The following is a 22923-nucleotide window of genomic DNA, read 5'->3' on the forward strand; positions in this document are numbered from 1 at the left end:
CGTATGCCGATAAAACACAGTGAGAAATAATGAACAACGAATGGTTAAATGCCTATGTGTTGCATAGACGCCCTTACAGGGAAACCAGCTATATTGTTGATTTTTTCACTCTGGAAGAAGGGCGGGTTAGTGCGGTTGCGAAAGGCGTAAAGAACAGCAAGTCAGATAAAAAAAGTCTGCTTCAACCTTTTCAGCACCTTCGTTTGCAGCTTAGCGGCAAATCAGAGCTTAAAAACTTGCGACACGTTGAAAGTGTCTCGCCCTCCATAAATCTTGCGGGTACCGCCCTGTTTTGTGCCATGTATGTCAATGAATTAACTAACCGCATAATGCCTGCAGGCCTTGCTAGCGATGGTGTGCACAATGCGTATGAAAATGCACTGTTAGCATTACGTGATGAAAGCGATATAGAAGTTACCCTGAGGCAGTTTGAATTTGCATTGCTTGATGAAATGGGGTTATTGCCCGATTTTACCACAGACGTGGAATACGAGATGCCGATAGTGGAAAGCGGAAACTACCATTTTCAGATGGATGCAGGATTTATTAGATTGCCAGAGGATGGGGCTGGCGCAGGTAGAATGCGCGGGTTACCCGGGCAAGCGTTGCTCAGTTTGTCGCAGGGCGAATTTACCCCGCTCAGCAAGAAAGTGGCAAAAGTGCTTTGTCGTGATTTACTAAAACCGCTTATTGGTGACAAGCCGCTGAAAAGTCGGGAACTCTTTATAGCAAAGCCACGTTGAGCCGTACAATGGGATGGCGATAGGGTTACGCAACGTTCATCTGAGCGAAAATTATTTTCTCTTAACTCAAGTGCTTAAACAGCCCCGTACATTGAAAACTTTGTTACAATTGCTACACGTTAGAAAGGCGTATTACGCCGTTAAATCAACTTAATAGATACGAAGAGTGCTTCTTCGTTCTCTTACGCTAGGTGGTGAAATGAGCACGATTTTATTAGGCGTTAACATCGACCATATCGCAACGCTTCGCAATGCGCGCGGTACACATTATCCAGATCCAGTGCACGCTGCTGATATCGCAGAGCGCGCGGGCGCAGACGGCATAACGGTTCATTTACGTGAAGATCGCCGCCATATAAAAGACCGTGACGTTCGAATTTTGGCGCAAACTATCAATACCCGTTTGAATTTAGAAATGGCAGTAACTGATGAGATGCTAGCCATTGCCGAAGAAGTGAAGCCGGTCTTTTGTTGTTTAGTGCCTGAAAAGCGCGAAGAACTGACCACCGAAGGTGGGCTTGATGTCGCAGGCAATTTCGACAACATCAAAGCGGCCTGTGAAAGACTTGCTAATGCCAACATCCTAGTGTCTTTATTCATCGATGCAGATAAAGCACAAATTGACGCCGCTGCCGCATGTAATGCGCCTTTTATTGAGATTCACACTGGCCAATATGCAGAGGCCACCAGCGAAGAAGAGCAGCGTAAAGAGCTAGCCCGTTTAGTTGAAGGAATTGAGTACGCCGACAGCTTAGGTCTGAAAGTTAATGCGGGCCATGGCTTACACTATCACAATGTTAAACCTATTGCGGCTATTCCTCAGCTAATAGAACTTAACATTGGTCACGCGATTATTGCGCGCGCGGCGTTTGATGGTCTTCACACTGCCGTTGCCGATATGCGTAAGCTTATGCTTGAAGCCCGAGCGGGTATTTAATAAAGGTAAGAAAAACAGTGGCTATTGCTGGGTTGGGAACGGATATTGTAGAGATTGCACGTCTTGGAAAAGGCGATGGTGCCAATGAACGTTTGGCCAAGCGAGTGCTTACGGCTGCTGAACTGCAGCAGTTCAGTGAGCACAGCACGCCAGTACGCTTTTTAGCCAAACGTTTTGCTGCAAAAGAAGCGGCGGTTAAGGCCTTAGGTACTGGCATTGGCAACGGTGTCAGTTGGCAACATATTGAAGTGCGCAATAACGACCTAGGTGCACCAGAGCTACACTTTTCTGGAGAGTTTGCATCAATATGCGAAGCGCGAGGTATAACACGCAGTGCAATCAGTATCTCAGATGAGAAGCATTATGCCGTTGCCACCGTTATACTCGAAACCGCGTAAATACAAGCTGCCTTTTTTAGAAAGCTAGACGTCAGCAATTATGCTAACTGTCACTATTAACGTTCGCAGGAAGCATCAGCGGCAAATTTACATTTAAGGTCGAAAGGCCTAGCAATATCCAGCTATATATACAGGTAACCGGAGTCTCACTTGGCAAACCTTTTCAAACAGTCGCGCAGTAAGCAAAAAGACAAAGCGTCTCGTACTCAAAATGGTGCTTCAAAAAAAGGGAGTGTCAGTGCAAACGCGCAGGTCGCTGGTCTGCGATTTGGGAAAGATAAGAAAACAGCGAAAAACAGCGCAAGCCAAGAAACTGATACGGTTACCATTGATGATCTAGATTGGATGGGTAACGGCGTGGTGCGTGGCAACCCTATGCTGTTTGTTGAAGGCGCTCTTGTAGGAGAAACCTGTGATATAGAGGTGTTATCTAGCAAAAAGAACGTCATAAACGCCAAAGCGAAAAAAATTCACACGCCAAGTGAAGCAAGACAAGCACCTTTTTGCTCTGTGTTTGATGCATGTGGCGGGTGTCAGCTACAGCACATAAAGCCGGACGCTGCCCTTGCGCAACGTGATCTTGCCCTAAAAGTGATGATGGAACGTCAATTGTCTATGAAATCGGACGTTTGGCAATCACCGTTAGTAGGGCCACGCCCTCAATATCGCAGAAAGGCAAGATTGGCAATAGATGCTCGCAACCCTGACCAAATTAAGTTGGGTTTTCGCGGATCCAGTAGCAACAAGGTTGTCAATGTAGAAACATGCCCTATCTTGGTTGACCCGCTTTCTACACTCATTGGCCCGTTGCGAGACGCGCTGACAGGGTTCGAGTCTGCTCGCCATATCGGACACATTAGTCTTATCGCGGGTGATAATACCTCACACCTCGTTCTTAAACACACTAAAGCCCTTGAGGCTGAGCTTATTGATGCGGTGAGCGCATTAGTGAGCGAAAATTCCTCTGTTGGCGACCATAATATCGAATTAAAACTTGAGAATAAGCAAGGGCAAATTCGCAGTGTGGGTAATCATACTGATATTGTTATGAATACGGTAAATAGTTGCTCAATTTCACCCAGTGCTAACGACTTTATTCAAATAAATAACGTGGTTAATGAAAAAATGATTAACCAAGCAATAGACTGGCTAAGTCCTCAGCCTGACGAGCGTATAGCTGATTGGTTTAGCGGGCTCGGCAATTTCACCCTACCCATTGCTAAATCGGGTGCAAAGGTTCAAGCGGTGGAGGGGGTGGCCGAGATGGTGCGCCGCGCTAAAGACAATGCACAGCAACAGGGCATTGAAAATGTTGAGTGGCTGCATTTAGATTTAGCCGATAAGACCAACGTCGAGGCTTCATTGCAACAAGGCTTTGATAAGGTATTGCTCGACCCTTCACGAGAAGGGGCGTTGACTGTTTGTCACGCGCTTGTAAAAGCACTACCAAAAACGATAGTGTATGTTTCTTGCAATCCACGTACGTTTTCAAGAGATGCAAAGGTGTTGTTAGACGGAGGTTATGAAATGGAAAAGGCGGGCGCAGTAGAAATGTTCCCCTTCACCCATCACATGGAGATGATGGCCTTGTTTACGCAAAAGCAGCAATAACGAGTAAAGGATATGGTATCGACAAGAAAGGTCCACGAAGCAGAGCGACCGCCCTTTGATGCGTGGTTAGACAGCCTAGAGCTTAATGCAGAAACAAAAGAAAAGCTAAGTGCAGTGTCTTCTATACCTGAGCGACTATTGATTGGTCAGGAAATGGTTGAGATTTTGTGTCAACTAAATATGGATGACGCAACGCTGCAGGCTGCGCTTGTTTTTCCTTATTGTGAACAACACGCCTTAAGTGAAGACGATATATATGAAGAGTTTGGCGCAGAGATTCGCGACCTTATTGTTGGCGTTCGCCGCATGGATGCCATTAAGTCGTTACATGCGCGTAAAGTAAATGGCTCTGGTTTTGCTCAAAAGTCAGATGAGCAGCACATAGACAGTATACGTCGCATGCTTCTTGCGATGGTAGAAGACGTGCGCGCCGTTGTCATTAAAATGGCTGAGCGCATTTGTGCATTGCAACAGGTTAAAAAAGCCGACGAAGAAACTCGTGTTATGGTGGCTCGGGAGTGCGCTAGTATCTATGCGCCATTGGCTAACCGTTTAGGCATAGGTCAGCTGAAATGGGAGCTTGAAGACCTCGCGTTTCGTTATCTGCACCCTATTACCTACAAACAAATTGCACAGCAACTTGACGGCAAGCGCAGAGAGCGCGCCGAGTACATAGAGACTATTGTAGGCGACTTGCAGAGCTTATTAGATAGCGAGGAGATCCGCGCCGACGTTTATGGTCGTCCCAAGCACATTTTCAGCATTTGGAAAAAAATGCAGAAAAAGCGCCTTACCTTTGAGCAGCTTTTTGACATACGGGCAGTACGTATTATTGCAGAGCGGCTTCAAGACTGTTACGCAGCGTTAGGTACCGTTCACGCCAGCTACAAGCATTTGCCCAACGAGTTTGACGATTATATAGCCACACCTAAGCCCAACGGTTATCAGTCTATTCATACGGTTATTGTTGGGCCTGAAGGCAAGTCTGTTGAGATTCAAATTCGCACGCAGAAAATGCATCAGGATGCAGAACTTGGCGTAGCCGCGCACTGGAAATACAAAGAAGGCAGTACCGGTAAACAGTCGGGCTATGACGAGCGCATAAACTGGTTACGTCGCATACTGGCGTGGCAAGAAGAAGTGGCAGAATCTGGCGATTTGGTTGAAGAACTTCGTAGCCAGGTGTTCGATGATAGAGTGTACGTGTTCACTCCAAAAGGGGATGTGATTGACCTTCCTCAAGGTGCCACCCCCCTTGATTTTGCTTACTATATTCACAGTAATGTAGGTCATCGATGCATTGGGGCAAAAGTGAACGGGCGCATAGTTCCTTTCACTTATTTGCTGCAAAGTGGTGACCAGATAGAAGTGTTAACGGGCAAAGAGCCCAACCCCAGTCGAGATTGGATGCATCCTGGCCTTGGCTACGTCCATTCCTCACGGGCGCGTGCCACTATTCACTCGTACTTTAAAAAGCAGGACAGGGATAAAAACCTTGCTGCGGGTAAAGAGCTTTTAGAGCGTGAATTACAGCGGGCCCATTTACCCGCCAAAGTGCCACATGAAGCTTTCGAGAAGTTTAATCTGCAAACGCTTGACGATTTATATACTGCTGTAGGCGCGGGCGATGTGCGCGTTATGCAGGTGATTAACTTTATTCATCATTTGCAAGAGCCTCCAGCCCCAGAGCCTGAGATAAGCCCGAAGGTCAAAACGCGAAAGACAGCAACTGGCACAGGCAAAAAAGATGCGGTGGTCGTGCAAGGCGTGGGTCACCTAATGAGCCAATTGGCCAATTGCTGTAAGCCTGTGCCCGGCGAAGCTATTTTGGGATATATCACCCAAGGCCGTGGTGTAAGCGTTCATAAGGAAAACTGCGATCAGCTGCAGCACTTGTTATCTCAGCACCCTGAGCGTCAGATAGAAGTAAATTGGTCTGAAGAACTAAAAGTGGGCTTTGAGACAGGCATTGATATATTTTGTCACGATAGAACAGGGCTGTTGCGCGACATCACTACGGTGTTGGCGAACGAAAACGTGCCGTTATTAGGTGTAAACAGCTTAAGTGACAAAAACAGACAAACGGCGCTAATCACTATTTCGATAGAAGTTCATGATCTCGACACGGTATCAAAAGTGCTAACTCGATTGCGACAGCTCAAAGGCGTGACTGATGCAAAACGCAAACAAAGCTAAGCTTAGCGAAATGCAGCGGCTGCTCGACATAATGGCGCAGCTGCGCGACCCGAAATCTGGTTGTCCTTGGGATGTAAAACAAACCATGGAAAGTCTAACTCGCTACACCATCGAAGAAGCCTACGAGGTGGCTGACGCTATTGCCACCGGTGATATGCGCGAGATTAAGGATGAATTGGGTGACTTGCTGTTTCAAGTTGTGTTCTATGCGCAGATTGCCAGTGAGTCTAGCGCATTTTCTTTTGACGATGTAGCGCAAAGCATAAGTGATAAGCTAGTGCGTCGCCACCCGCATGTTTTTGGCGCGCAGTCTGTCGATGATGGAAAAGACAGTGAAAAGGAAGGCGAAGCGCTTCAGCGAGCAACACTCAGCGACACTGCCTTAAACGCACAGTGGGATGCGATTAAAGCCCAAGAAAAGCAGCTAAAAAAGCAGCGTTCAGAGCAAAGTGGTCAAGCTGTAGAAACCAGTATTCTTGATAGTGTCCCCAAAGGAATGCCTGCACTGATGTACGCACAAAAGCTGCAAAAAGCCTGTGCAAAGGTTGGTTTTGACTGGCCTGATGCCGCACCTGTAATTGATAAAGTGCGAGAGGAAGTGGAAGAGATTCAGCAAGAGTTGGATCACAAGCAGCGGGCTGAAACCGCTGCCGAAGAGGCTTCGAAGCATGTAAACATCACTACCAATGACGAAGCGCTTCACGATAATCAAAATGCCATAGAAGAAGAAATTGGCGATGCACTCTTTGCCATGGTTAATCTAGCAAGGCATTGCAAAGTAGATGCTGACACTGCGCTTCGAAACGCGAGTAACAAGTTTGCTAACCGTTTTAAAGATGTAGAGCGCCTGGCGGCAGAGCAAGGCGAGACGCTTGACGCATTGACCTTAGATGAAATGGAAGCTTTGTGGCAGCAGGTCAAAAAGTCGTCGTTTTCTGCGTGATTAGCAGGTTTTGCGAACTAAAAACATTCCTCAATAATAAGCTCATCAGTAAATTTGCCTAACCGAAAATTCATGGCCCATGAATTAGACCAATGTAGATGGAAACTTTCCCATTTTGGCTTATGTTTATAAAGTAGTTTTGATTTCAGACAAGGCCGTTTAGGTCCGTTATGTCTAAAATCTGTGTATAAAAATGGTACATTGGAAGGGTGTTTAACCGGTGTTAGTCAACGGCACTTACCAAGGAGTTGGATTAGATTGGGCGTAATTGTTTTATGAAAAAAGTACTGTATTCAACGCTGGGATTGTTCTTAACGCTCTTAGGCATTGTAGGTGCCTTCTTACCCGTAATGCCAACCACGGTATTTTTGATAGGTGCCCTTTTCTGTTTTACGAAGTCCTCACCGCGCTTAGAGAACTGGTTAATTCAGCATCCCAAATACGGCCCAGGTCTTGTTGCATGGCGAAAGCATGGTGCAATATCGAAAAAGGTAAAATGCATTGCCTGCTGTAGTATGCTTTTAAGCTTTATTTTTGTTTGCCTGTTTGCATCTATGCCCATTCCTGCCTACATAGGCATTGGTCTGTTTATGGGAGTGGGCGCGTACTTTGTGGTAACACGCCCCAGTATTTCAGTTATTTAGTATCGTCAAAGACATTCAGTAACGCTTTACTTGAGTAGTCTTTGTCTTATTTGAAGATGATAGCCCTGTGAGAAACTTAAAGGGTCTAGCGATTTCTACCCAGTCGTTCGTGGCTACTTACCCATTCATCGGCCACCACAGCAGAACCCAAAGACAGATCGCCACACAACACGGTTGCAGCAACAATTTCAGCAAACTTATTTACGCTGCCTCTTTCTGTGCATCCAAGCACACTTAAACATTCGTTTTGGGTTGCCAGGCCTGTACCGCCACCATACGTGGCAACGATTAACGACGGAATAGTGACCGAAAAGTAATAGTCGCCATTTGGCGTAATTTCAGCGTAGGTAAAGCCTGCTGACGACTCAGCCACGTTGGCAACGTCTTGCCCGCAAGCGATAAACATGGCGGTAATGCCGTTAGCGAAATGAGCGCCATTGTTAACGCTACCTGCCATCAGTGCGCCCATATTTGAATATTGGCGCTGCTTAAATAGTGCCTCTGGAGGACAGTGCATTATGTCTGTCATTAGTTGCTTTGGCAGCGTAACTTCAGCTACCACCCGTTTTCCTCGGGTGCGCAAAGAATTAAGGTGAGAATGCTTTTTATCGGTATCAAGGTTTGCGGCCAGCACGAAATGGTCGATAGCGTTTGCATAGTTTGCTTGTATCCAATCGCAACCCGCTTTTGTGGCTTTACTTACCATGTTCTGACCAGCAGCATCGCCGCAGGTGAAATTAAACCTAAGCCAGCGCAGTTTAGAGGCTGCATACTGCTCAATATCTCTTAATCTGCCCACGCTGGTGGTGCTATCGCAGGCTTGTTTAATTGCACTGAAATTTTGCTCTACCCACTTACCAAAGGCTAAAGCCTCTCTGGCATTGCTAAACGCGAACATAGGTGCTCGCTGCATAGCATCATCAATAACCGTCGTAGTAATACCGCCTGCCTCTCTCGTTAAGCGCATACCTCTGCTGTAGCTGGCTGTTAGCGTGCCTTCTGTCGTCGCCATCGGAACGTAAAACTCTCCCTTTGCGTGCTCTCCGTTTACTAACATTGGGCCCGCAAAGCCAATAGGTACCTGTGCAACGCCGGCAAAGTTTTCTATGTTGCCTGATAAGGTTTCAGGCGGAATGGAGTAGTGCCCTAAGTGGTTTAACTGAGTGCCTGTCTCGCGGGCAATAAACTCACGGCGGGTCTGGCTCATATCATGGGTATAGTCGTTGTCTGAAGAACGTGGGATTTTAGGCATTAGGCCACTCCTTTTTTCTTCCATAATAGGAGCGCCGATCTCATATGAGAACTGTTTACAATTTATACATTAAGATAAACGTAGCCTATGTAAATTAATTAAGCGAAGAAAGGCGCCTAATACACCTTTCTACCGCTAATATCTTGAACAGTTAGGCTCTGCCAACTAACTTTTTCTCGCTATTTTAGCTTCCAGTAAAGCGATTTCTTTTTTGCGACCTAAGTCTGCAAGAGGGCGATCTGCACGACTTGGAGCAACCTGTGCCTTTTTGGCGAATTTAATGGCTTCGTCATATTTACCGTTATCGAATAGATACTCTGCGTAGAAATAGTTGGGATCTATTCCGTCAGGGTTTATTTCAAGCGCATGCTTTAGCAATTTCTCAGCTTTTTTGTCGCTACCGAAACTAATAGGCCAGCCCGGAAGTTTATGATACAGCACACCTAGACTGGTCATCGCAGAGCCAGAGAGTGCGTTTTCGTCCAATCGCATTGCTTGTTCAAAACTCTTACGCGCATCCTTTGCGTAGTCCAGAGCACCAAGTCCGCCCTTGGCACCGGCTGTACTGGATTGAATTATGCCTTGCCAAATCAATAGTTCAGGGTTGTTGGGTTCTGCCTTAACGAAAGATTTAGCGGTATTAATAAGGGCGACGAATGCTTTTTCCTTTTCTGCATCATCAAGTTCATAGTTAATATGTGCCCACTGATGCTGAAGTGTCTTTAACGGGTTAGTTGCTGTTTCACTTAAGGCAGATGTCGGCGCTGTACTTTCTGTGACCTCGTTAGCTTGAGCCATAGCCGTATGACTTAATGCCAGACCGAGTCCTAGAATTACCGTGGTGCTGAGCGTGGTTAATTTCTTCATAGTAATGTCCTCGTGTTAAATCAGCTTATTACCCAGGCGGGTATCGTTTTGAGCGCTGGTTTGTTTGTCTTGTGATTGCGATTTTTGAAAGGCATAGCGTTTAATTATTGGAAGTTTTTTTGCCAACGCGTTGTCAACAACACTGGGAACTAGCGCGTTAAGTTTGGCAAAAAAGCGTTCAGCACGTCCTAGCGCCACTCTTGGCAAATTGTTTTCTAACTGTTTAATAAATGCTTGTGCTACTACATCAGGCTCATCTGTCTGGTTGCCTAATGCGTCGTTTAGCGCAATAGCGCGTTGGTCGTTTATGTCGGTGCGCGTTGCACGCGGCGCTAGATAATGAAATTTAATTTTGCTATCGCTGAATTCTCTGTGCATGGCTTCCGTCCAGCCTTTCAACGCGAATTTAGTTGCGCAGTAGGTTCCGTGCGCAGCAAAACCGATACCTCCAAAAGCAGAGCCTACATTCACAATGTGCGCAGACGGTCTACGTTCTAGTAACGGCAGCAGGCGTTGGGTTAGTAGCATGGGTGCCAGCATATTTGTCGACACAATCGACTCGATAGGGGTGCCCACAAACTCGCCAACATAGGTAATGCCGGCATTGTTAACCAGAATACTTAAAGGAAGTCGTTGGCAGGCACTTACTACTCTATCTCTGCCTTCATCTGACGTAATGTCAGCCACAACGGCGGTATGATGAAGGGTTAAATTTTGTTGCAGCTGTTCGAGCTTCGCCTTACTTCTGCCAGTTAGGATAATGTGCGCGCCTTTTTCATCAAGCGCGTTGGCTATTGCTTTACCAATACCGCCAGTAGCACCTGTAAGAAGCACCACTTGATTACGCCACTCAATATTCATTGTATTTACCTTAACGTGTTAGCCGTTTACCTCAGGAGATAAGCACCAGAGGTACACCCTTGAATTTAAGCAACCTGTTCCAAGCCGTGTTCGGGTGTTAATTCGCGAAAGATATCTCCGTATAAGCGATAAAACATGTTCGCGCTGTGAATGATCATTTGTTGCTCTTTGGGGTCGGTAATTTTGTTCATAAGCCCTTCAAAGAAAACAATGTGCTCTTGGTCTAGCGCACCGTGAGAGGTAAGGTATTTAAACGCTGATTTAGGCAGTGATAACTTGTCTTTGATTTGTTTTGCAGCGGCGTCGGCAAGCGCAATACTTGTGCCCTCTAAAACGAATACCATGCCGAAGAAATACAGTGGACTTTTGCGTGCTATTGCATCAAAAGCATAGGCAACCATTAATTCGGTGGCGGGTGCAGGCTGACTATTCCTCGCCTTTTCTTTATCAACGCCACAGGCTGCAAGGTCGTTAAGGATCCACTCCTGGTGACCCATTTCTTCTTCAATGTATTCACCAATTGCTTCTCTTAGCCATTCCTTATCTTCGTTGAGTTTGGCACCTGTAGCCATAAGCAGTGGAACAGTAAACTTAACGTGATGATAGGCCTGTTGAAGAAAGGCAATATAGTCGTTTAGGTTAAAATCACCGTTAAAGCAGCGTTGTATAATCGGCGCCTGTAAGAATGTCTGTCTGGCATGCTCGGTGTTACTTTGAAGTTGCTGATAGAAATTCATAAATTATTCCTTGATAACAAATTGAGAAGAAGATGGTATTGTGCTTTGAGCGCTGTACAGGTGTTGGTCTAGGCTCTGGTAGAGCAAGTCTAAATCAGTCGCGTAGCGTGCGATTATTGCGTCACGTTTCATCTTTCCCGTTGGGGTAAGCAGTTGGTTTTCTGGCGTGCAAGGACCGATGGTGGTGAAATTAACAACTTGCGCATAGTCAGGTAACTGCTTATTGATAAGTGCAACGGCGCTTTGAATTTGTGTATTAGAAATAGTATTGGAAGCGGGTACGAGGAGCGCAACACAGTAGGGTCTAGCTTCACAATACACCAAAGCCTGTCTAAACAGTCCTGTTCCCAGTAACAATGATTCAATCCACTCCGGCGATACATTTCTACCAAAGCTGTTCACCATTATGTTCTTTATACGCCCATTAAGCGTGAGTGTGTTGTCAGAAAAAAAGCCTAAATCGCCGGTTCTGACCTGGGTCGGATAGAATGAGGAAGGTTGATTCAGATAGCCCAGAAAGTGGTTACCTGTAACTACAATTTCACCCTCTTCGATGTGCAGTTGATTATGACCTAGCGTTTTTCCGGCACTGCCCATCGTATTGCAATTGGGCGTGTTCAATGTTGATACTGATACCGCTTCAGATAAGCCATAACCTTCAAATACTGGTAGTCCCTTCGCTTGAGCTTGCGCCAGCAAAGCGGGCGATACATGCGCACCGCCAACAGCAATGAACATTAGTGATGAAGGCGGTGTCCAGCCCTGATTACATGCCTGTACTAGCACCATGAGCAAGTCGGGAACCAAGATAACAGACGTTGGTTGAACGCGGTCTATCAGTGACAGCAGTGCATTTGGGTTGACGAGTTTGCTCCCTTGAAATCCGCGCTCAGATGCTGTGGCTAAATAAACCGTGCCGCCGTGGTATAGAGGGGCGTAAACGCCGGCAATATTCTCAAGTAGGGTAGACAATGGCAGCAAACATAGGTGGTTAACTATTTCCGGTTGAACAGCACGGTCAATAGAATAGGCAACTTTCCATTGTGATTCAGTTGACAGGCATACGCCTTTCGGTGAACCCGTAGAGCCCGAAGTAAAGGTTATTTTGTTAGTACCTAAAGGCATACATACACGAGCGTCATGTTTGAGCGGATGAGCGACAATGTCGTTTTCGCTATCAATAACTGTCGGAGACTCACTCCATTCACTTAGTTCGCCACCGCTATTGGTCAACAAAAAGTGACACTGGCTCTCATCCAATACATGTTCTTGTTGGGAAGCGCTAAAAAATAGTGGAACGGGAACACAGCAGACATCAACCTGTTGGCAGGCTAAATCAGCAATCACCCATGCAAAACTATTGTCAAAGGCAATGCCTATCCTCTCGGCATTGTGGTGAGTTATCCAGCTTGCGAGGTTCTCGACGGCGCTGAAAAGGGCGCGGTAAGTCATTGAACTGTCATTGCACTTCAGCGCAATATCATCATCGTGCCCATTTATATACTGATTAAGCAACATACGCCGTTTCCTTTTTGGTGCACATACTTTGCGTTAACGCATCCACATTTGCGGAAATAAGCTCAATTGCTCTTTGGTAATGAGCATTAAGTTCAGGGCATCCAATGATGTGTTGGGTTACGTGATTTAGCGACAGGGCAGTAACCTGAGGAGCGGTATCATAGTAGGTACCCCAGTCATCGCTATTTCCTTTAAGTTTTGATACATCAGCTCTAACAAGGGGGAGGAGCTGAATACCCGCGCCCAAGAGTAAAGCGGTGAGTTGTGAAGTCGCACTGAAAACCAGGTATTTGCTACCACATCGTTTTAAAACGAAGAACAGGGCAAATAATAAGGGAAGGGTATAGCGCGATGCACTGCTAAAAAGGTTACCAACTTCAGCAATATGCGCTCTGTTTACGGTTATCCCTTGTAAGGTGAGGGCAGTTTCTACCGAAGTGTTAAGGTATTGCTCTATAAAAAGAGAATTATACTGACCATCATAGGCGGCAAATCTTGCGCCTGCGGCGGCTTTAACTCCATTAGCTTCGAGAGCAAACAGCATAGGCATAAAAGAAGTCACTCGTGCGTTATAGCGAGCTTTAAAACCACTTACTATAAACGCTTCAATGCGGCGACGGGCATTATGTCCATGTTTCGCTGCGATAAAGGTTATAGCGGGCTTTTCCTTTGAGACAATCGCAGATTGCTTACCAGCAACCTGGGTTGGAACAGAAGCTAAAACGTAACTCATAAACATGCTCATTGGTTTTGCGATGTTAAGAGTATTAACGCGAGACCTTAAGAGAACCTTAAGTGTGAAAAATTTTTATAAAGGTTAATGTTAAGAACGCCCAAGCCATTTAATTGCTTGAGCCTTTATAGCTGTTAAAAACTGGGCCGTTAGTCGGTAAATCACAGGTAGCGTTTGCAGCACTGGCAGGAAGCAATAACCATTCGTCACGGTGGGCTATGCCCAGTGAAGTTGCTTGTGACAAGTCTACACATTGAAACTTGTAGTCATTTGGAACTAACAAAAAGCGTTGAGGTATTGGGGGGCTAATCCGCTGGCCTGAAGCTTTTGTTAGCCCGCGCGAAGGCTCGGAAGTATCAGTTAGCCAAGCCCACGCTGTACCGTTTTCTAGCTCTTTAGGGATATGGTAACCAAAATGAGTCATTTGAAAGGGTGAAAAAAGCAAATACTGTTCTTTAAAGCTGACTATCCCTACCTCGAAGGCAGTTGAATCCTTCGTCAACATATTATCTATTTGGCTTTCTGCATTTTGAAGGACTATACGGGGAGTACGGTAGTCATTGAGCAGCCATGCTCCGAATGTGGAAGGGATTACAGTTAAAATGAAAAGCCATGAAAGTAATTGGTAGGCAAGTGATTTCCCCTCCACTGCATTGCGATTTTTATTGTAAAGATAATAGACAATATGAGTACAAAGCCCAGCGAAACCGAGTACGAGTAATAACATACTTAAACGAACGAGGGTTTCGCTGTCGCTGTCAAAGCGCGTAATCAACTTGCTGGCGATGGGCTCGTGAAACAGCAGTGCTAAGCCAGCAATCAATAAAGCGCCAGAGATTAACGAAGTTACTGCACGCGAAAACAGCGCTAACCCTCTTGATACAGTTGAATTTGCAAGTACCAGACCTGCAATCATGCTCAACGCTGGCAGTGCCGGTAGAACATAAACACCACGTTTACCTGGGCTGATACTAAAGAAAATGACGACTAATATTACCCATATCAACAATGATGAGTAAGCGGGATTTTGAGTAAGCACATTTCTTAACCATTTAGCTTTTGATAGCAGTATGGCAACTGGCGTGATCCAAAATACAGGAATAACTTCAACAATATAGTAATACCAAGGCTCTATGTGGTGCCATGCATTGGCATAACGCTCAGCTGTTTGTTTAAATAAAATGTTCGACAAGTATTGTTGAATTTGAGGCTCTTGTTTTATCAAGCCAAGATAAAGCAGAGGTGCAAGCCACATCGCCACAACCGATAGCATGATTAAGGGGCCAAACAACATACGCAATGACCACTGGCCGCGATGTAAGCCGCTAGTAAATGCGAAAAACGCAATGGGAATAAACAAAAGAATAGGTAAAAAGCCAACGCCTTTCGTTATGATGCCAAGCCCCATTAAGATCCATGCTGTAAAGTACCATCGCCAACTAACACGCACGTAGAAGTGCTGAATGAACCCGCAGACGCCAATCCAAACAAAACAGGCGACAAGGGCATCGATTTGAGCAAATTTGGCTTGAATGAGGAACTGGGGGCTAAGTAGAAGTGCGAGCATACTCAACATTGCCGCTTTTTCGCTGGCAAGTTTTAGCGATAGGTTGTAGGTTAGCCCCAAAGTGACAAGGCTTGCGATTGCGTTAGGCAGGAGCATAGCCACCTTCAAGCTACCCGTTATAAGGTAAAAGAAGGCAATACACCACATAAACACAGGAGGCTTGTCCGGATAAATTTCGCCACCGCGCATGGGCACAAGCCACTGTCCGCTGTTCACCATCTCTTTTGCGACTAAGGCGAATCGAGGCTCATCGGGTGGCCAAGCATCTCTGAAGCCTAAACCTATCAATATCAGAGCACAGGCGAAAAAGAACAGGGTTGATGCATGATTATTTAAGTTAAGCACAAGCCTCACGACGGCTCACTCCTACAAGAAATGCCTGATAAGGATAGAAGTAGAAGAAGGCTTATGATCAAGCCACCTATTTGTAAAGGCTGTTCAAGGGAACTGACAAAGCGAGAACCGCTTCCAAGTAAAGTAAACAAAAAAGTTTGAGGCGCAAAACCGATTGCACTTGCAAGAATAAACGGGACAAACGGAACGCTTAGCACACCTGCGACAGCATTTGTGATTAAGTTAGAGCCTACAGGGAATAAACGAACAATTAACACATTGCGAAAACTTCGCTTGGCCAGTTTGTTTTCAACTGGTTTTAACTTTGAACCTAAAAGACGGACAGCGAGTGAGCGCAGAGGGCCATTTGCTAATGCGTAGGCGATACATGCAGACAATACCGTTAGCAACAAAGCAATTAATCCTCCCTGCCATGCGCCAAAGCCCACTCCGCAAAAAAAGCTGACTGCCTGACGAGGAAAACCCATAGTTAAAAGCACAACACAGCCACTTAAAATCACACTCAGCGACTGCCAATTTAAATTTGAAATATAGGCATTCAACCAATCTGTATCATCACCGTGTTTCCATACTTCACCTGTGACCTCAAGCGACAAATAGCAGATAAGCGCGATGCTAGCTGCACCAATTAAAAACTGTATGACGCTTTTGAGGCGGCGAACATTAGTCTTCATGACCCATTCCGCTGACAATGTGATTAAGCTTGTTTCTGTACATTAGCCATCTGACGCCAAGCATATCGATGGCCCCTGCCCAGCCACGATTCCATGCTGTGTAATTTGATTTACCTTCTAAACGCGCGCGATGATTGACCGATACACATACCACCTTTCCCCCAAGCCTTTTAGTTAAAGCGGGAATATATCGGTGCATATGGTCAAAGTAGGGTAAAAGTAAAAAGGTGCTTCTTGGGAGTAGCTTCAAGCCACAGCCCGTGTCTGGTGTGTCGTCTTGTAGGATCCACTGGCGAACACGATTGGCAACTTTAGACTGAAATCGCTTCCACGGGGTATCTTTTCGCTTCTTACGATGTCCGATAACGCAGAAGTGCGCTGCGTTAGTTTCTTTAGCTGCGCGAATAAGTCGCGGTATATCAGCAGGATCGTTTTGCCCATCAGCATCAAGGGTGATGATCCACTTTCCTTTTGCCTGCAAAACACCGTGAAAAACGGACGTGCTTTGACCGCAGCTCATAGGGTGGACGATGACCCGACAACTTACCGGCAAGGTGCTTGAAAGGTTACGCAGTAAGGATAGAGATTCGTCGCTGCTACCATCATCTACAACAATAATTTCTGTTGTTGCATTAGGGACCACCTCTGAAATTTCTAGCAACAAAGCAGAAAGGTTTTTGGCTTCATTTTTAGCAGGTAAAACAACACTGACGTCAAACTGGCGCATAAGAATATTTGGTAAATCATCGAATGACGTGCACTTTATAAGTCGAACCTTAAGAGAAGCTTAAGTTGGGCGCTAAAGTACAAACTTACACTAGAATTCGTATTCCAACGACATGCGAAGTGTGTGATCTTTACTGTCACCGTTTAGTCCAGCTATAAAGCCCAGTTCCCACTTTAGCTGCTTCTGTCTGTCATAACGCTTTATGCCCATGAAAGCTGGACCTACGCCAATAAAATCCTCAGCAACATAAACTTCAACGCCAGGCTGTATTTCGGGAAGCCAGCGGTATCTAAACTTGGCTTTAAATTCGCTTTCCCATTCGTTAGCAACCGTTTCGCCCCATTCATAAACGACGGTAATGTTGGTGGTAAGGCTAAATTGACCAAACTCTTTTTCAGTCAGCAAGCCAGCCTTTACTTCCCAGTCATCAGTATTGTGTTGTTTTTCAAGCTCAAACAATGTGCCCCAGTCAGCCCAATACTGTCCCTGTTCGGTCATCATCCAACGTAGTTCTAATTCGTAACCCTCTACGCCAAAATCTTCATTCTCATCACGTGCTCCTACCACATAGGCCTCTAAAATTAAAAATTCGGAAAGTGCGTGGCCGAATGAAAAACGTTGCATTAGCACATTTCCATCGTCGTTTTGTCTCGATGTTAGGCGCCATTCGAATTCTCGCTCAAACGGCAGAACGTAAGGATGATATACCTTATCGACGGTAAAGTTATCTGCGCGTACCTGACTGGCAAACAGTAACAAAAACGTGATTAAGGAGAAAAAAGCACGTTTTAACATGCGGCCTCCTTGAGAGGGGTAGACCTTTGTCTTATACACAAAAAGGTGATGAGATTAGGGACAATCAAAGCAATCAAAAAGACAACGATATAACTTAAAGAGGGCGTGGCTTCATAGCCAACAAGCGCGTTAAGCAAGTGCCCGTATTCGCTGTTATCGCTCACAATTTCGCTGCTATCCCAAAGTTGGTTTGGCGAGGGAAACGTATCGGTTTGCTCCAATAATAAAGCGATATTGGCTGCCTGCGCTGCAACAAAAACAGAAACAAAGAAATGCGTTGTTTTTAAACTAACAAATTGAGTGAGAAAAATATTGAGCAAGATAGCAATACTGATGCTTATACCAAGCCCAATAGTGGTTCCCAGAAATAGCAAGGTGCTATCGCTGTTTCTCGTCAGTTCAGAGATGAAGTAAACTAGAAAGTGCAGCGAATTGGGTAATCCAATGCCCAATACGAGCAGCGAGATTCCAATGCTAAGCAATGATGAGCTCGATGTGCCGGATGACGCGAGAAAGCACATGCCAATCCACGCAATAAAAAATAATAACGTCTTAAGAAGTTCAAATCCTGCGCCTTCGTAAAATTCTGACACCACGCCCAGCTTTGGATAGGTCAATAATGCGATAAATATAAGCGCAAACAAACGCCATAAGAGAGTGACCGCGGAAACGCGAGGTAGGGCTAACAGCACGCTAATAAGTAAGAAAATAGGTAACGTATCACGCAGAAAAAGCACAACAGTATTAATGAGCATATTGATTGTCCTCTGCGCTTTTCACTACTACTTTACCCACTGCGGTGTTGGGATGAAATTCTCCGAAGAAGGGGTATTCTCCTGGTGTGAGCGGTCCGATAAATATGGTGCCTCTGCTATTTGCAAATATCACTTTCTCTCTGTTTAAAGAGAAGCTATCGATTTCCTCTGGTGTATTGTCAAAGTTGATAAAAGTAAGTTTTACCTTTTGCCCAGCTGGAACAGTGACTTCTTGGGGGTAAAACAAATGTGATTTAATTTCAACTACAACCTCAGGTAGCGCCCAGGCACTTGGTGCGTGGCAGGCAAAAAAGGCAAAGGCAAAGGCAAGGGATGACTTAAAGTACGAAGTCATTTGAAAAATTCACCCTTACTTCTAAACCGCCCATCGAGCTTTCGTGCAGTGTCAGTTCTGCATTATGTAAAGCAACAACTTGCGCAACAATTGCGAGACCTAGTCCACTCCCCGAAGTGGGTTTGCTCGTAGGCCCCCTCTGAAACCGTTTTATAACCTCAGGTCGTTGATCAGCAGGAATGCCCGGGCCCGAATCGCATACACTTAATGAGACCCCACGGTGATGAGATTCTACTTTAATTAAAATTTGCGCATTTTTAGGCGAATAGTTACTCGCATTACTTACCAAATTCTGAAGCAGTGTATATAGCATAAACTGCGAGCTTTGAAGCCAAACCTCATCTCCTTCCAGCGCAATTTCCTGTGCTTTATTTTCTATTTTTCCATAAAGATCACTAATAACCTCTTGAGCGACATGGTGCACATTAATAGGCTCTCGTTGTTCAACAAAGGTCTCTGGGCTTGTTCGCGTTAGCAAGAGAAACTGGTTTACTGCGTGGATCATTCTGTCAGTATCAGCCTTAAGTGTTTTAAGTGCTTCACCCTTTTCGCCCAATTCGTTTGCGATGTTGTGAATATTGATTTTCATAACACTTAAAGGCGTTCTAAGTTCGTGCGCCGCATTGGAAGCAAACTGTTGTTCACGCTCAAATGCAGCGTTAAGACGATTGAACATGGTATTCAGTGTGGAAACCACAGGTGTAAGTTCACTTGGTTCTCTGTGCAGTGCAATGACAGAAAAGTCGTTTCCTTTTCGCTTTGCTAGCAACCTAGATAAATGTTTTAAAGGTGACAAGCCCCATGTTATGCCAAAGAACAGAATAAGAGCGAGCAAAGGCACACTCAATATGAAAGGGGTAATGGCCGCTACGGTGAGTGAATCGGTAAGCATAAAGCGGTTGCTTACCGGCTGGGCGACCATGTACCAGGTGTCTGTCTGTGCCTTGTAGTTAGCGAGCACTCTCCAACGAGTACCTAACGCATTAACTTCAGAAAAACCAGGTGTGAAGGCGACTATGGGGGTAGTGAGTTCAGCCGAAGAGGTGCTTATTAGTTCGCCCCTCTTCCAAATCTGAAACAACAGTTCATGCTCTTCTTCCTGTTGATTACTATCGAAGTAAGCAATGGCGTGGGAGAGTTCAATCAATTCGTCGTCTAAAAGTGCACTTGAGATATTTAGAGTCGCGCGATATCCATGAAGGGCTGCGCTAAAAATTACCAATACGAGAGCACTGATCAGTGTAAGGATTAGAAAACGGCGAATAGACGACAACTCATTCCCCCGATTTAGATATACAGTAACCCACGCCGCGAATGGTTTTGATAAAATTATCAGGCATTTTTTTTCGCAAATGACTCACATGAACCTCTATTGTGTTACTTGCTACTTCTTCGCCCCATTCATAAAGTTTGTTTTCAAGTTGATTTTTGCTCAATACGCGCCCGGCATTTTCTACAAGCGCTTTAAGTACCATAAGCTCCCGTCTCGGTAAGTGGATGGTCTCATTATCGATTGTCAACGTGTGGTGTGCGGTATCAAGACTCACATTTTTAATCGTAATAATTGTTTGAGAAGCCGTACCTAGGCGGCGTTCAAGAACGCGTAATCTGGCGAGTAGTTCATCAATTTCAAACGGTTTTGGTAAATAATCATCAGCACCTGCGTCTAACCCAGAGATTTTATCGGATACTTTATCTCGTGCAGTAAGAATTAATACCGGGAGTGTCGCATTCTTTTTGCGTATCGATTTAAGCACATTCAAACCATCTGTATCGGGTAAGCCTAAATCAAGAACAACGATATCGGTTTGCCCGATACTAAGGGTTGTCATTGCGTCTGCACCTGTATAAACGCAGTCAACAGCATAGTTTGCATTTTTAAGGGACAAGGCTAACGCATCAGATAAAGGCCTGTCATCCTCAACCAATAATATTCGCATTCAAACGCTCGACGATATGAGATCCGTAAAAGTGTATACCAGAAAACTTAAGAAAACCTTAAGAACTCTATTGTGCGGGCAGACAAGTTACTGTTTTAGTGAAAGTTACGAAAGCTTATTTGTTAGTTAGCCAGCTATCTTTACTTACTTCCCGTTTCTGCGAACGTTAAACACTGATTAGTGCTCAACTGTTGTCTCGTCAACGCTAAGTAGAATGGTTAAAGCGGTCATAGATTTTTATGTGATTTTTCCATGACCAAATTTTATCCATATTTTTTATTCTTAGGGGTTCGCATTTATGTCAATTCCTGTATAATTCGCGCCCTGCCCAGTTACGCCCACCTTTGGGAAGGTGGAAGAATCAGCCGGCTCGAAGGGGTCTTTGCGTTGATTTTAAGGTGATTTCTGGTGTTCAGAAATCAGTAACGACGATATTATTCGGGTGAATTTGAAAATGAAAACTTTTGTTGCTAAGCCAGAAACGGTACAACGTGACTGGTATGTGGTAGACGCCACAGACAAAACTCTAGGCCGTTTGGCTTCTGAAATCGCACTACGCCTTCGTGGCAAGCACAAGCCAGAGTACACACCTCACGTGGACACTGGTGATTACATCATCGTAATCAATGCTGAAAAGGTTGCGGTAACAGGCCGTAAAGCGCAAGACAAAATGTACTATGCGCACTCTGGTTACCCAGGTGGTCTTAAAGAGACAAACTTTGAAAAACTAATTGCTCACAAGCCAGAAATGGTTCTTGAAAAAGCAGTTAAAGGCATGTTGCCAAAAGGCCCTCTAGGTCGCGCAATGTTCCGTAAAATGAAAGTTTACGCTGGTGCAGAACACTCTCACGCAGCACAGCAACCACAAGTTTTGGACATTTAAGGAGCTATTAACATGGCAGATACTCAATACTACGGCACAGGCCGCCGCAAAAGTTCTACTGCTCGTGTGTTCCTACGTCCAGGCACAGGTAGCATTAAAGTAAACCAACGCGCTCTTGACGAGTACTTTGGTCGTGAAACAGAGTGCATGGTTGTTCGTCAGCCACTTGAACTTGTTGAAATGACTGAAAAGTTTGACGTTTACGTCACTGTTAAAGGTGGTGGTTCTAACGGTCAAGCGGGCGCAATCCGTCACGGTCTTACTCGTGCTCTTATGGAGTATGATGAAGCACTACGCCCAGCGCTACGTAAAGCTGGCTTCGTTACTCGTGACGCACGTCGCGTTGAACGTAAGAAAGTGGGTCTTCACAAAGCGCGTAAGCGTCCACAATTCTCAAAGCGTTAATTTTTTACGCTTTTTGTATTGCAAAAACCCGGCTTACGCCGGGTTTTTTATTTTTGCTGTCGCGAGTATTTTTATAACAAAGGTTTAATTTCTACGCCTTATCCTATCAAATATCCTTCAAAACCTTGATTTTAGCGATTTACGTTACTAGACCTACACTCACCATTTGAATTAAATTATCGGTTAAATATCAGTAAAACCTTGTGTTTATAAGGGCTTTTCTTTTATCATTTGCGGTCGAAAATTTTGAAAACTTTCGTGACTTCGTAAACCAGCAAAATTTTGCTGTAGCGTCGCTATCATGACAAGCCATATGATGCATGACTCAAGCGTGACAAAACCAGTATAAGCTTGGGTTACACATCATAATTATCCAAACCTGGAGAAATGTGGATGAGCAATGTATCTGTAGATGCAACAGAGTCTGCACACAACGAAAACCAGCCAGAAAACAACACTCGTCGTCGGTTCTTGACCGTTGCCACGTCGGTAGTTGGTGGTGTAGGTGTTGTTGGTGCTGCTGTGCCTTTTATTGCGTCCTGGAATCCAAGCGCCAAAGCGAAAGCCGCTGGTGCTGACGTTGAAGTAGATATCAGCGGGATTGAGCCTGGACAATTAGTACGTGTGATGTGGCGAAGCAAGCCAGTTTGGATTGTTCGTCGTACGCCAGAAATTCTTGAAGAATTAAGCGCACACGAAGATAAGCTGAAAGATCCTAACTCTGAAGCTGAGCAGCAACCAACTTTTGCTCAAAACCGTTTTCGTTCAATGAAAGAAGAATACTTGATTCTAGTGGGTATTTGTACGCACCTAGGTTGTTCTCCACAGCACCTTAAAGATGGCGCGTTTGAAGAATACGTTGAAGGTGTGCCTGACGGTTTCTTCTGCCCGTGCCACGGTTCTAAGTTTGATATGGCGGGACGTGTATTCCAGAACGTACCGGCACCTTTAAACCTAGTAGTGCCGCCTTATCAGTTCGTTGATGATACAAATATCATCATTGGTTCAGAAGCGGAGGCTTAATTATT

Annotated in this window: 24 protein-coding genes; 10 read left to right on the forward strand and 14 right to left on the reverse strand. The window is 45.2% G+C overall.

All coding sequences use genetic code 11. From position 1 onward, the window contains the following. Positions 1 to 29 precede the first annotated feature (29 nt). From recO to JC525_RS03205, 7 genes are all read left to right on the forward strand, one after another. Entirely contained in the window at positions 30 to 743 is a 714-nt protein-coding gene (gene recO, locus JC525_RS03175; protein ID WP_198814494.1) for a DNA repair protein RecO, read from the forward strand. Positions 744 to 942: 199 nt separating this feature from the next. After that, positions 943 to 1680, forward strand: coding sequence for a pyridoxine 5'-phosphate synthase (pdxJ, locus tag JC525_RS03180; protein ID WP_198814495.1), 738 nt, complete (start codon positions 943 to 945; stop codon positions 1678 to 1680). A 17-nt stretch (positions 1681 to 1697) separates the two neighbouring features. After that, complete coding sequence (gene acpS, locus JC525_RS03185) at positions 1698 to 2078, forward strand: holo-ACP synthase (RefSeq protein WP_198814496.1); 381 nt, start codon at positions 1698 to 1700, stop codon at positions 2076 to 2078. Between the two features lie 150 nt (positions 2079 to 2228). Then, entirely contained in the window at positions 2229 to 3689 is a 1461-nt protein-coding gene (gene rlmD / locus JC525_RS03190; RefSeq protein WP_198814497.1) for a 23S rRNA (uracil(1939)-C(5))-methyltransferase RlmD, read from the forward strand. Positions 3690 to 3701: 12 nt separating this feature from the next. Continuing rightward, complete coding sequence (relA, locus tag JC525_RS03195) at positions 3702 to 5885, forward strand: GTP diphosphokinase (RefSeq protein WP_198814498.1); 2184 nt, start codon at positions 3702 to 3704, stop codon at positions 5883 to 5885. Continuing rightward, positions 5863 to 6828, forward strand: a complete 966-nt coding sequence (gene mazG / locus JC525_RS03200; protein WP_198814499.1) for a nucleoside triphosphate pyrophosphohydrolase — start codon at positions 5863 to 5865, stop codon at positions 6826 to 6828. The genes relA and mazG overlap by 23 nt, the downstream gene beginning before the upstream one ends. Positions 6829 to 7103: 275 nt before the next feature. Next, the gene (locus tag JC525_RS03205) at positions 7104 to 7472 is read left to right on the forward strand and encodes a YbaN family protein (protein WP_198814500.1); all 369 of its coding nucleotides are present in this window, start codon (positions 7104 to 7106) and stop codon (positions 7470 to 7472) included. Between the two features lie 85 nt (positions 7473 to 7557). On the opposite strand, the gene JC525_RS03210 is transcribed toward JC525_RS03205, so the two are convergent. From JC525_RS03210 to JC525_RS03275, 14 genes are all read right to left on the reverse strand, one after another. Continuing rightward, positions 7558 to 8724, reverse strand: coding sequence for a hydroxymethylglutaryl-CoA reductase (locus JC525_RS03210; protein ID WP_198814501.1), 1167 nt, complete (start codon positions 8722 to 8724; stop codon positions 7558 to 7560). Between the two features lie 165 nt (positions 8725 to 8889). Continuing rightward, a complete protein-coding gene (locus tag JC525_RS03215) occupies positions 8890 to 9591 on the reverse strand; it encodes a tetratricopeptide repeat protein (RefSeq protein WP_198814502.1) in 702 nt (233 codons plus the stop codon). Between the two features lie 15 nt (positions 9592 to 9606). Continuing rightward, positions 9607 to 10452 carry an SDR family oxidoreductase gene (locus JC525_RS03220; protein WP_198814503.1) on the reverse strand — a complete coding sequence of 282 codons (846 nt, stop codon included), beginning with the start codon at positions 10450 to 10452 and terminating at the stop codon, positions 9607 to 9609. Between the two features lie 65 nt (positions 10453 to 10517). Beyond that, positions 10518 to 11189: a TenA family transcriptional regulator gene (locus JC525_RS03225; RefSeq protein ID WP_198814504.1), complete on the reverse strand. Its 672-nt coding sequence runs from the start codon at positions 11187 to 11189 to the stop codon at positions 10518 to 10520. Positions 11190 to 11192: 3 nt separating this feature from the next. Continuing rightward, on the reverse strand, positions 11193 to 12707 hold the full coding sequence (locus JC525_RS03230; protein WP_198814505.1) for an AMP-binding protein: 1515 nt from the start codon (positions 12705 to 12707) through the stop codon (positions 11193 to 11195). Continuing rightward, positions 12697 to 13440, reverse strand: a complete 744-nt coding sequence (locus JC525_RS03235; protein WP_198814506.1) for a thermostable hemolysin — start codon at positions 13438 to 13440, stop codon at positions 12697 to 12699. The genes JC525_RS03230 and JC525_RS03235 overlap by 11 nt, the downstream gene beginning before the upstream one ends. Positions 13441 to 13549: 109 nt before the next feature. After that, positions 13550 to 15361 (reverse strand): ArnT family glycosyltransferase, encoded by a 1812-nt coding sequence (locus tag JC525_RS03240; protein WP_198814507.1) that lies wholly within the window; start codon positions 15359 to 15361, stop codon positions 13550 to 13552. Continuing rightward, positions 15358 to 16035, reverse strand: coding sequence for a TVP38/TMEM64 family protein (locus JC525_RS03245; protein ID WP_198814508.1), 678 nt, complete (start codon positions 16033 to 16035; stop codon positions 15358 to 15360). Before JC525_RS03245 ends, JC525_RS03240 begins: the two co-directional genes overlap by 4 nt. After that, positions 16025 to 16762, reverse strand: coding sequence for a glycosyltransferase family 2 protein (locus tag JC525_RS03250; RefSeq protein WP_198814509.1), 738 nt, complete (start codon positions 16760 to 16762; stop codon positions 16025 to 16027). Before JC525_RS03250 ends, JC525_RS03245 begins: the two co-directional genes overlap by 11 nt. A 90-nt stretch (positions 16763 to 16852) precedes the next feature. Then, on the reverse strand, positions 16853 to 17557 hold the full coding sequence (locus JC525_RS03255; RefSeq protein WP_198814510.1) for a hypothetical protein: 705 nt from the start codon (positions 17555 to 17557) through the stop codon (positions 16853 to 16855). Continuing rightward, entirely contained in the window at positions 17551 to 18312 is a 762-nt protein-coding gene (locus JC525_RS03260) for a hypothetical protein (protein WP_012517325.1), read from the reverse strand. The genes JC525_RS03255 and JC525_RS03260 overlap by 7 nt, the downstream gene beginning before the upstream one ends. Next, positions 18302 to 18667, reverse strand: coding sequence for a cupredoxin domain-containing protein (locus JC525_RS03265; protein WP_198814511.1), 366 nt, complete (start codon positions 18665 to 18667; stop codon positions 18302 to 18304). The genes JC525_RS03260 and JC525_RS03265 overlap by 11 nt, the downstream gene beginning before the upstream one ends. Continuing rightward, positions 18651 to 19940 carry a sensor histidine kinase gene (locus JC525_RS03270; RefSeq protein WP_198814512.1) on the reverse strand — a complete coding sequence of 430 codons (1290 nt, stop codon included), beginning with the start codon at positions 19938 to 19940 and terminating at the stop codon, positions 18651 to 18653. The genes JC525_RS03265 and JC525_RS03270 overlap by 17 nt, the downstream gene beginning before the upstream one ends. Position 19941: 1 nt before the next feature. Further along, positions 19942 to 20607 (reverse strand): response regulator, encoded by a 666-nt coding sequence (locus JC525_RS03275; protein ID WP_012517328.1) that lies wholly within the window; start codon positions 20605 to 20607, stop codon positions 19942 to 19944. A gap of 454 nt (positions 20608 to 21061) precedes the next feature. Here JC525_RS03275 and rplM point away from each other — a divergent pair, with 454 nt between their 5' ends. The 3 genes from rplM (at position 21062) to petA (ending at position 22918) form a co-directional block, all read left to right on the forward strand. Then, positions 21062 to 21490, forward strand: coding sequence for a 50S ribosomal protein L13 (gene rplM, locus JC525_RS03280; protein ID WP_012517329.1), 429 nt, complete (start codon positions 21062 to 21064; stop codon positions 21488 to 21490). A gap of 12 nt (positions 21491 to 21502) precedes the next feature. Next, complete coding sequence (gene rpsI, locus JC525_RS03285; RefSeq protein WP_025256473.1) at positions 21503 to 21895, forward strand: 30S ribosomal protein S9; 393 nt, start codon at positions 21503 to 21505, stop codon at positions 21893 to 21895. A 393-nt stretch (positions 21896 to 22288) separates the two neighbouring features. Further along, positions 22289 to 22918 (forward strand): ubiquinol-cytochrome c reductase iron-sulfur subunit, encoded by a 630-nt coding sequence (gene petA / locus JC525_RS03290; RefSeq protein WP_198814513.1) that lies wholly within the window; start codon positions 22289 to 22291, stop codon positions 22916 to 22918. Positions 22919 to 22923 lie beyond the last annotated feature (5 nt).

The organism is Alteromonas sp. IB21 (assembly GCF_016405965.1).
In the GTDB taxonomy this organism is placed as follows: Bacteria; Pseudomonadota; Gammaproteobacteria; order Enterobacterales; family Alteromonadaceae; genus Alteromonas.

What these genes read in the sequence shown, in the direction of transcription:
- JC525_RS03265 (WP_198814511.1), bottom strand. Translation starts at nt 18,667, where the DNA reads ATGACTTCGTACTTTAAGTCATCCCTTGCCTTTGCCTTTGCCTTTTTT.
- JC525_RS03245 (WP_198814508.1), bottom strand. Translation starts at nt 16,035, where the DNA reads ATGAAGACTAATGTTCGCCGCCTCAAAAGCGTCATACAGTTTTTAATT.
- JC525_RS03235 (WP_198814506.1), bottom strand. Translation starts at nt 13,440, where the DNA reads ATGAGTTACGTTTTAGCTTCTGTTCCAACCCAGGTTGCTGGTAAGCAA.
- JC525_RS03250 (WP_198814509.1), bottom strand. Translation starts at nt 16,762, where the DNA reads ATGCGCCAGTTTGACGTCAGTGTTGTTTTACCTGCTAAAAATGAAGCC.
- mazG (WP_198814499.1), top strand. Translation starts at nt 5,863, where the DNA reads ATGCAAAACGCAAACAAAGCTAAGCTTAGCGAAATGCAGCGGCTGCTC.
- rpsI (WP_025256473.1), top strand. Translation starts at nt 21,503, where the DNA reads ATGGCAGATACTCAATACTACGGCACAGGCCGCCGCAAAAGTTCTACT.
- pdxJ (WP_198814495.1), top strand. Translation starts at nt 943, where the DNA reads ATGAGCACGATTTTATTAGGCGTTAACATCGACCATATCGCAACGCTT.
- JC525_RS03230 (WP_198814505.1), bottom strand. Translation starts at nt 12,707, where the DNA reads ATGTTGCTTAATCAGTATATAAATGGGCACGATGATGATATTGCGCTG.
- JC525_RS03225 (WP_198814504.1), bottom strand. Translation starts at nt 11,189, where the DNA reads ATGAATTTCTATCAGCAACTTCAAAGTAACACCGAGCATGCCAGACAG.
- JC525_RS03205 (WP_198814500.1), top strand. Translation starts at nt 7,104, where the DNA reads ATGAAAAAAGTACTGTATTCAACGCTGGGATTGTTCTTAACGCTCTTA.
- JC525_RS03255 (WP_198814510.1), bottom strand. Translation starts at nt 17,557, where the DNA reads ATGTTAAAACGTGCTTTTTTCTCCTTAATCACGTTTTTGTTACTGTTT.
- JC525_RS03260 (WP_012517325.1), bottom strand. Translation starts at nt 18,312, where the DNA reads ATGCTCATTAATACTGTTGTGCTTTTTCTGCGTGATACGTTACCTATT.
- relA (WP_198814498.1), top strand. Translation starts at nt 3,702, where the DNA reads ATGGTATCGACAAGAAAGGTCCACGAAGCAGAGCGACCGCCCTTTGAT.
- rplM (WP_012517329.1), top strand. Translation starts at nt 21,062, where the DNA reads ATGAAAACTTTTGTTGCTAAGCCAGAAACGGTACAACGTGACTGGTAT.
- petA (WP_198814513.1), top strand. Translation starts at nt 22,289, where the DNA reads ATGAGCAATGTATCTGTAGATGCAACAGAGTCTGCACACAACGAAAAC.
- JC525_RS03210 (WP_198814501.1), bottom strand. Translation starts at nt 8,724, where the DNA reads ATGCCTAAAATCCCACGTTCTTCAGACAACGACTATACCCATGATATG.
- JC525_RS03275 (WP_012517328.1), bottom strand. Translation starts at nt 20,607, where the DNA reads ATGCGAATATTATTGGTTGAGGATGACAGGCCTTTATCTGATGCGTTA.
- recO (WP_198814494.1), top strand. Translation starts at nt 30, where the DNA reads ATGAACAACGAATGGTTAAATGCCTATGTGTTGCATAGACGCCCTTAC.
- JC525_RS03215 (WP_198814502.1), bottom strand. Translation starts at nt 9,591, where the DNA reads ATGAAGAAATTAACCACGCTCAGCACCACGGTAATTCTAGGACTCGGT.
- JC525_RS03220 (WP_198814503.1), bottom strand. Translation starts at nt 10,452, where the DNA reads ATGAATATTGAGTGGCGTAATCAAGTGGTGCTTCTTACAGGTGCTACT.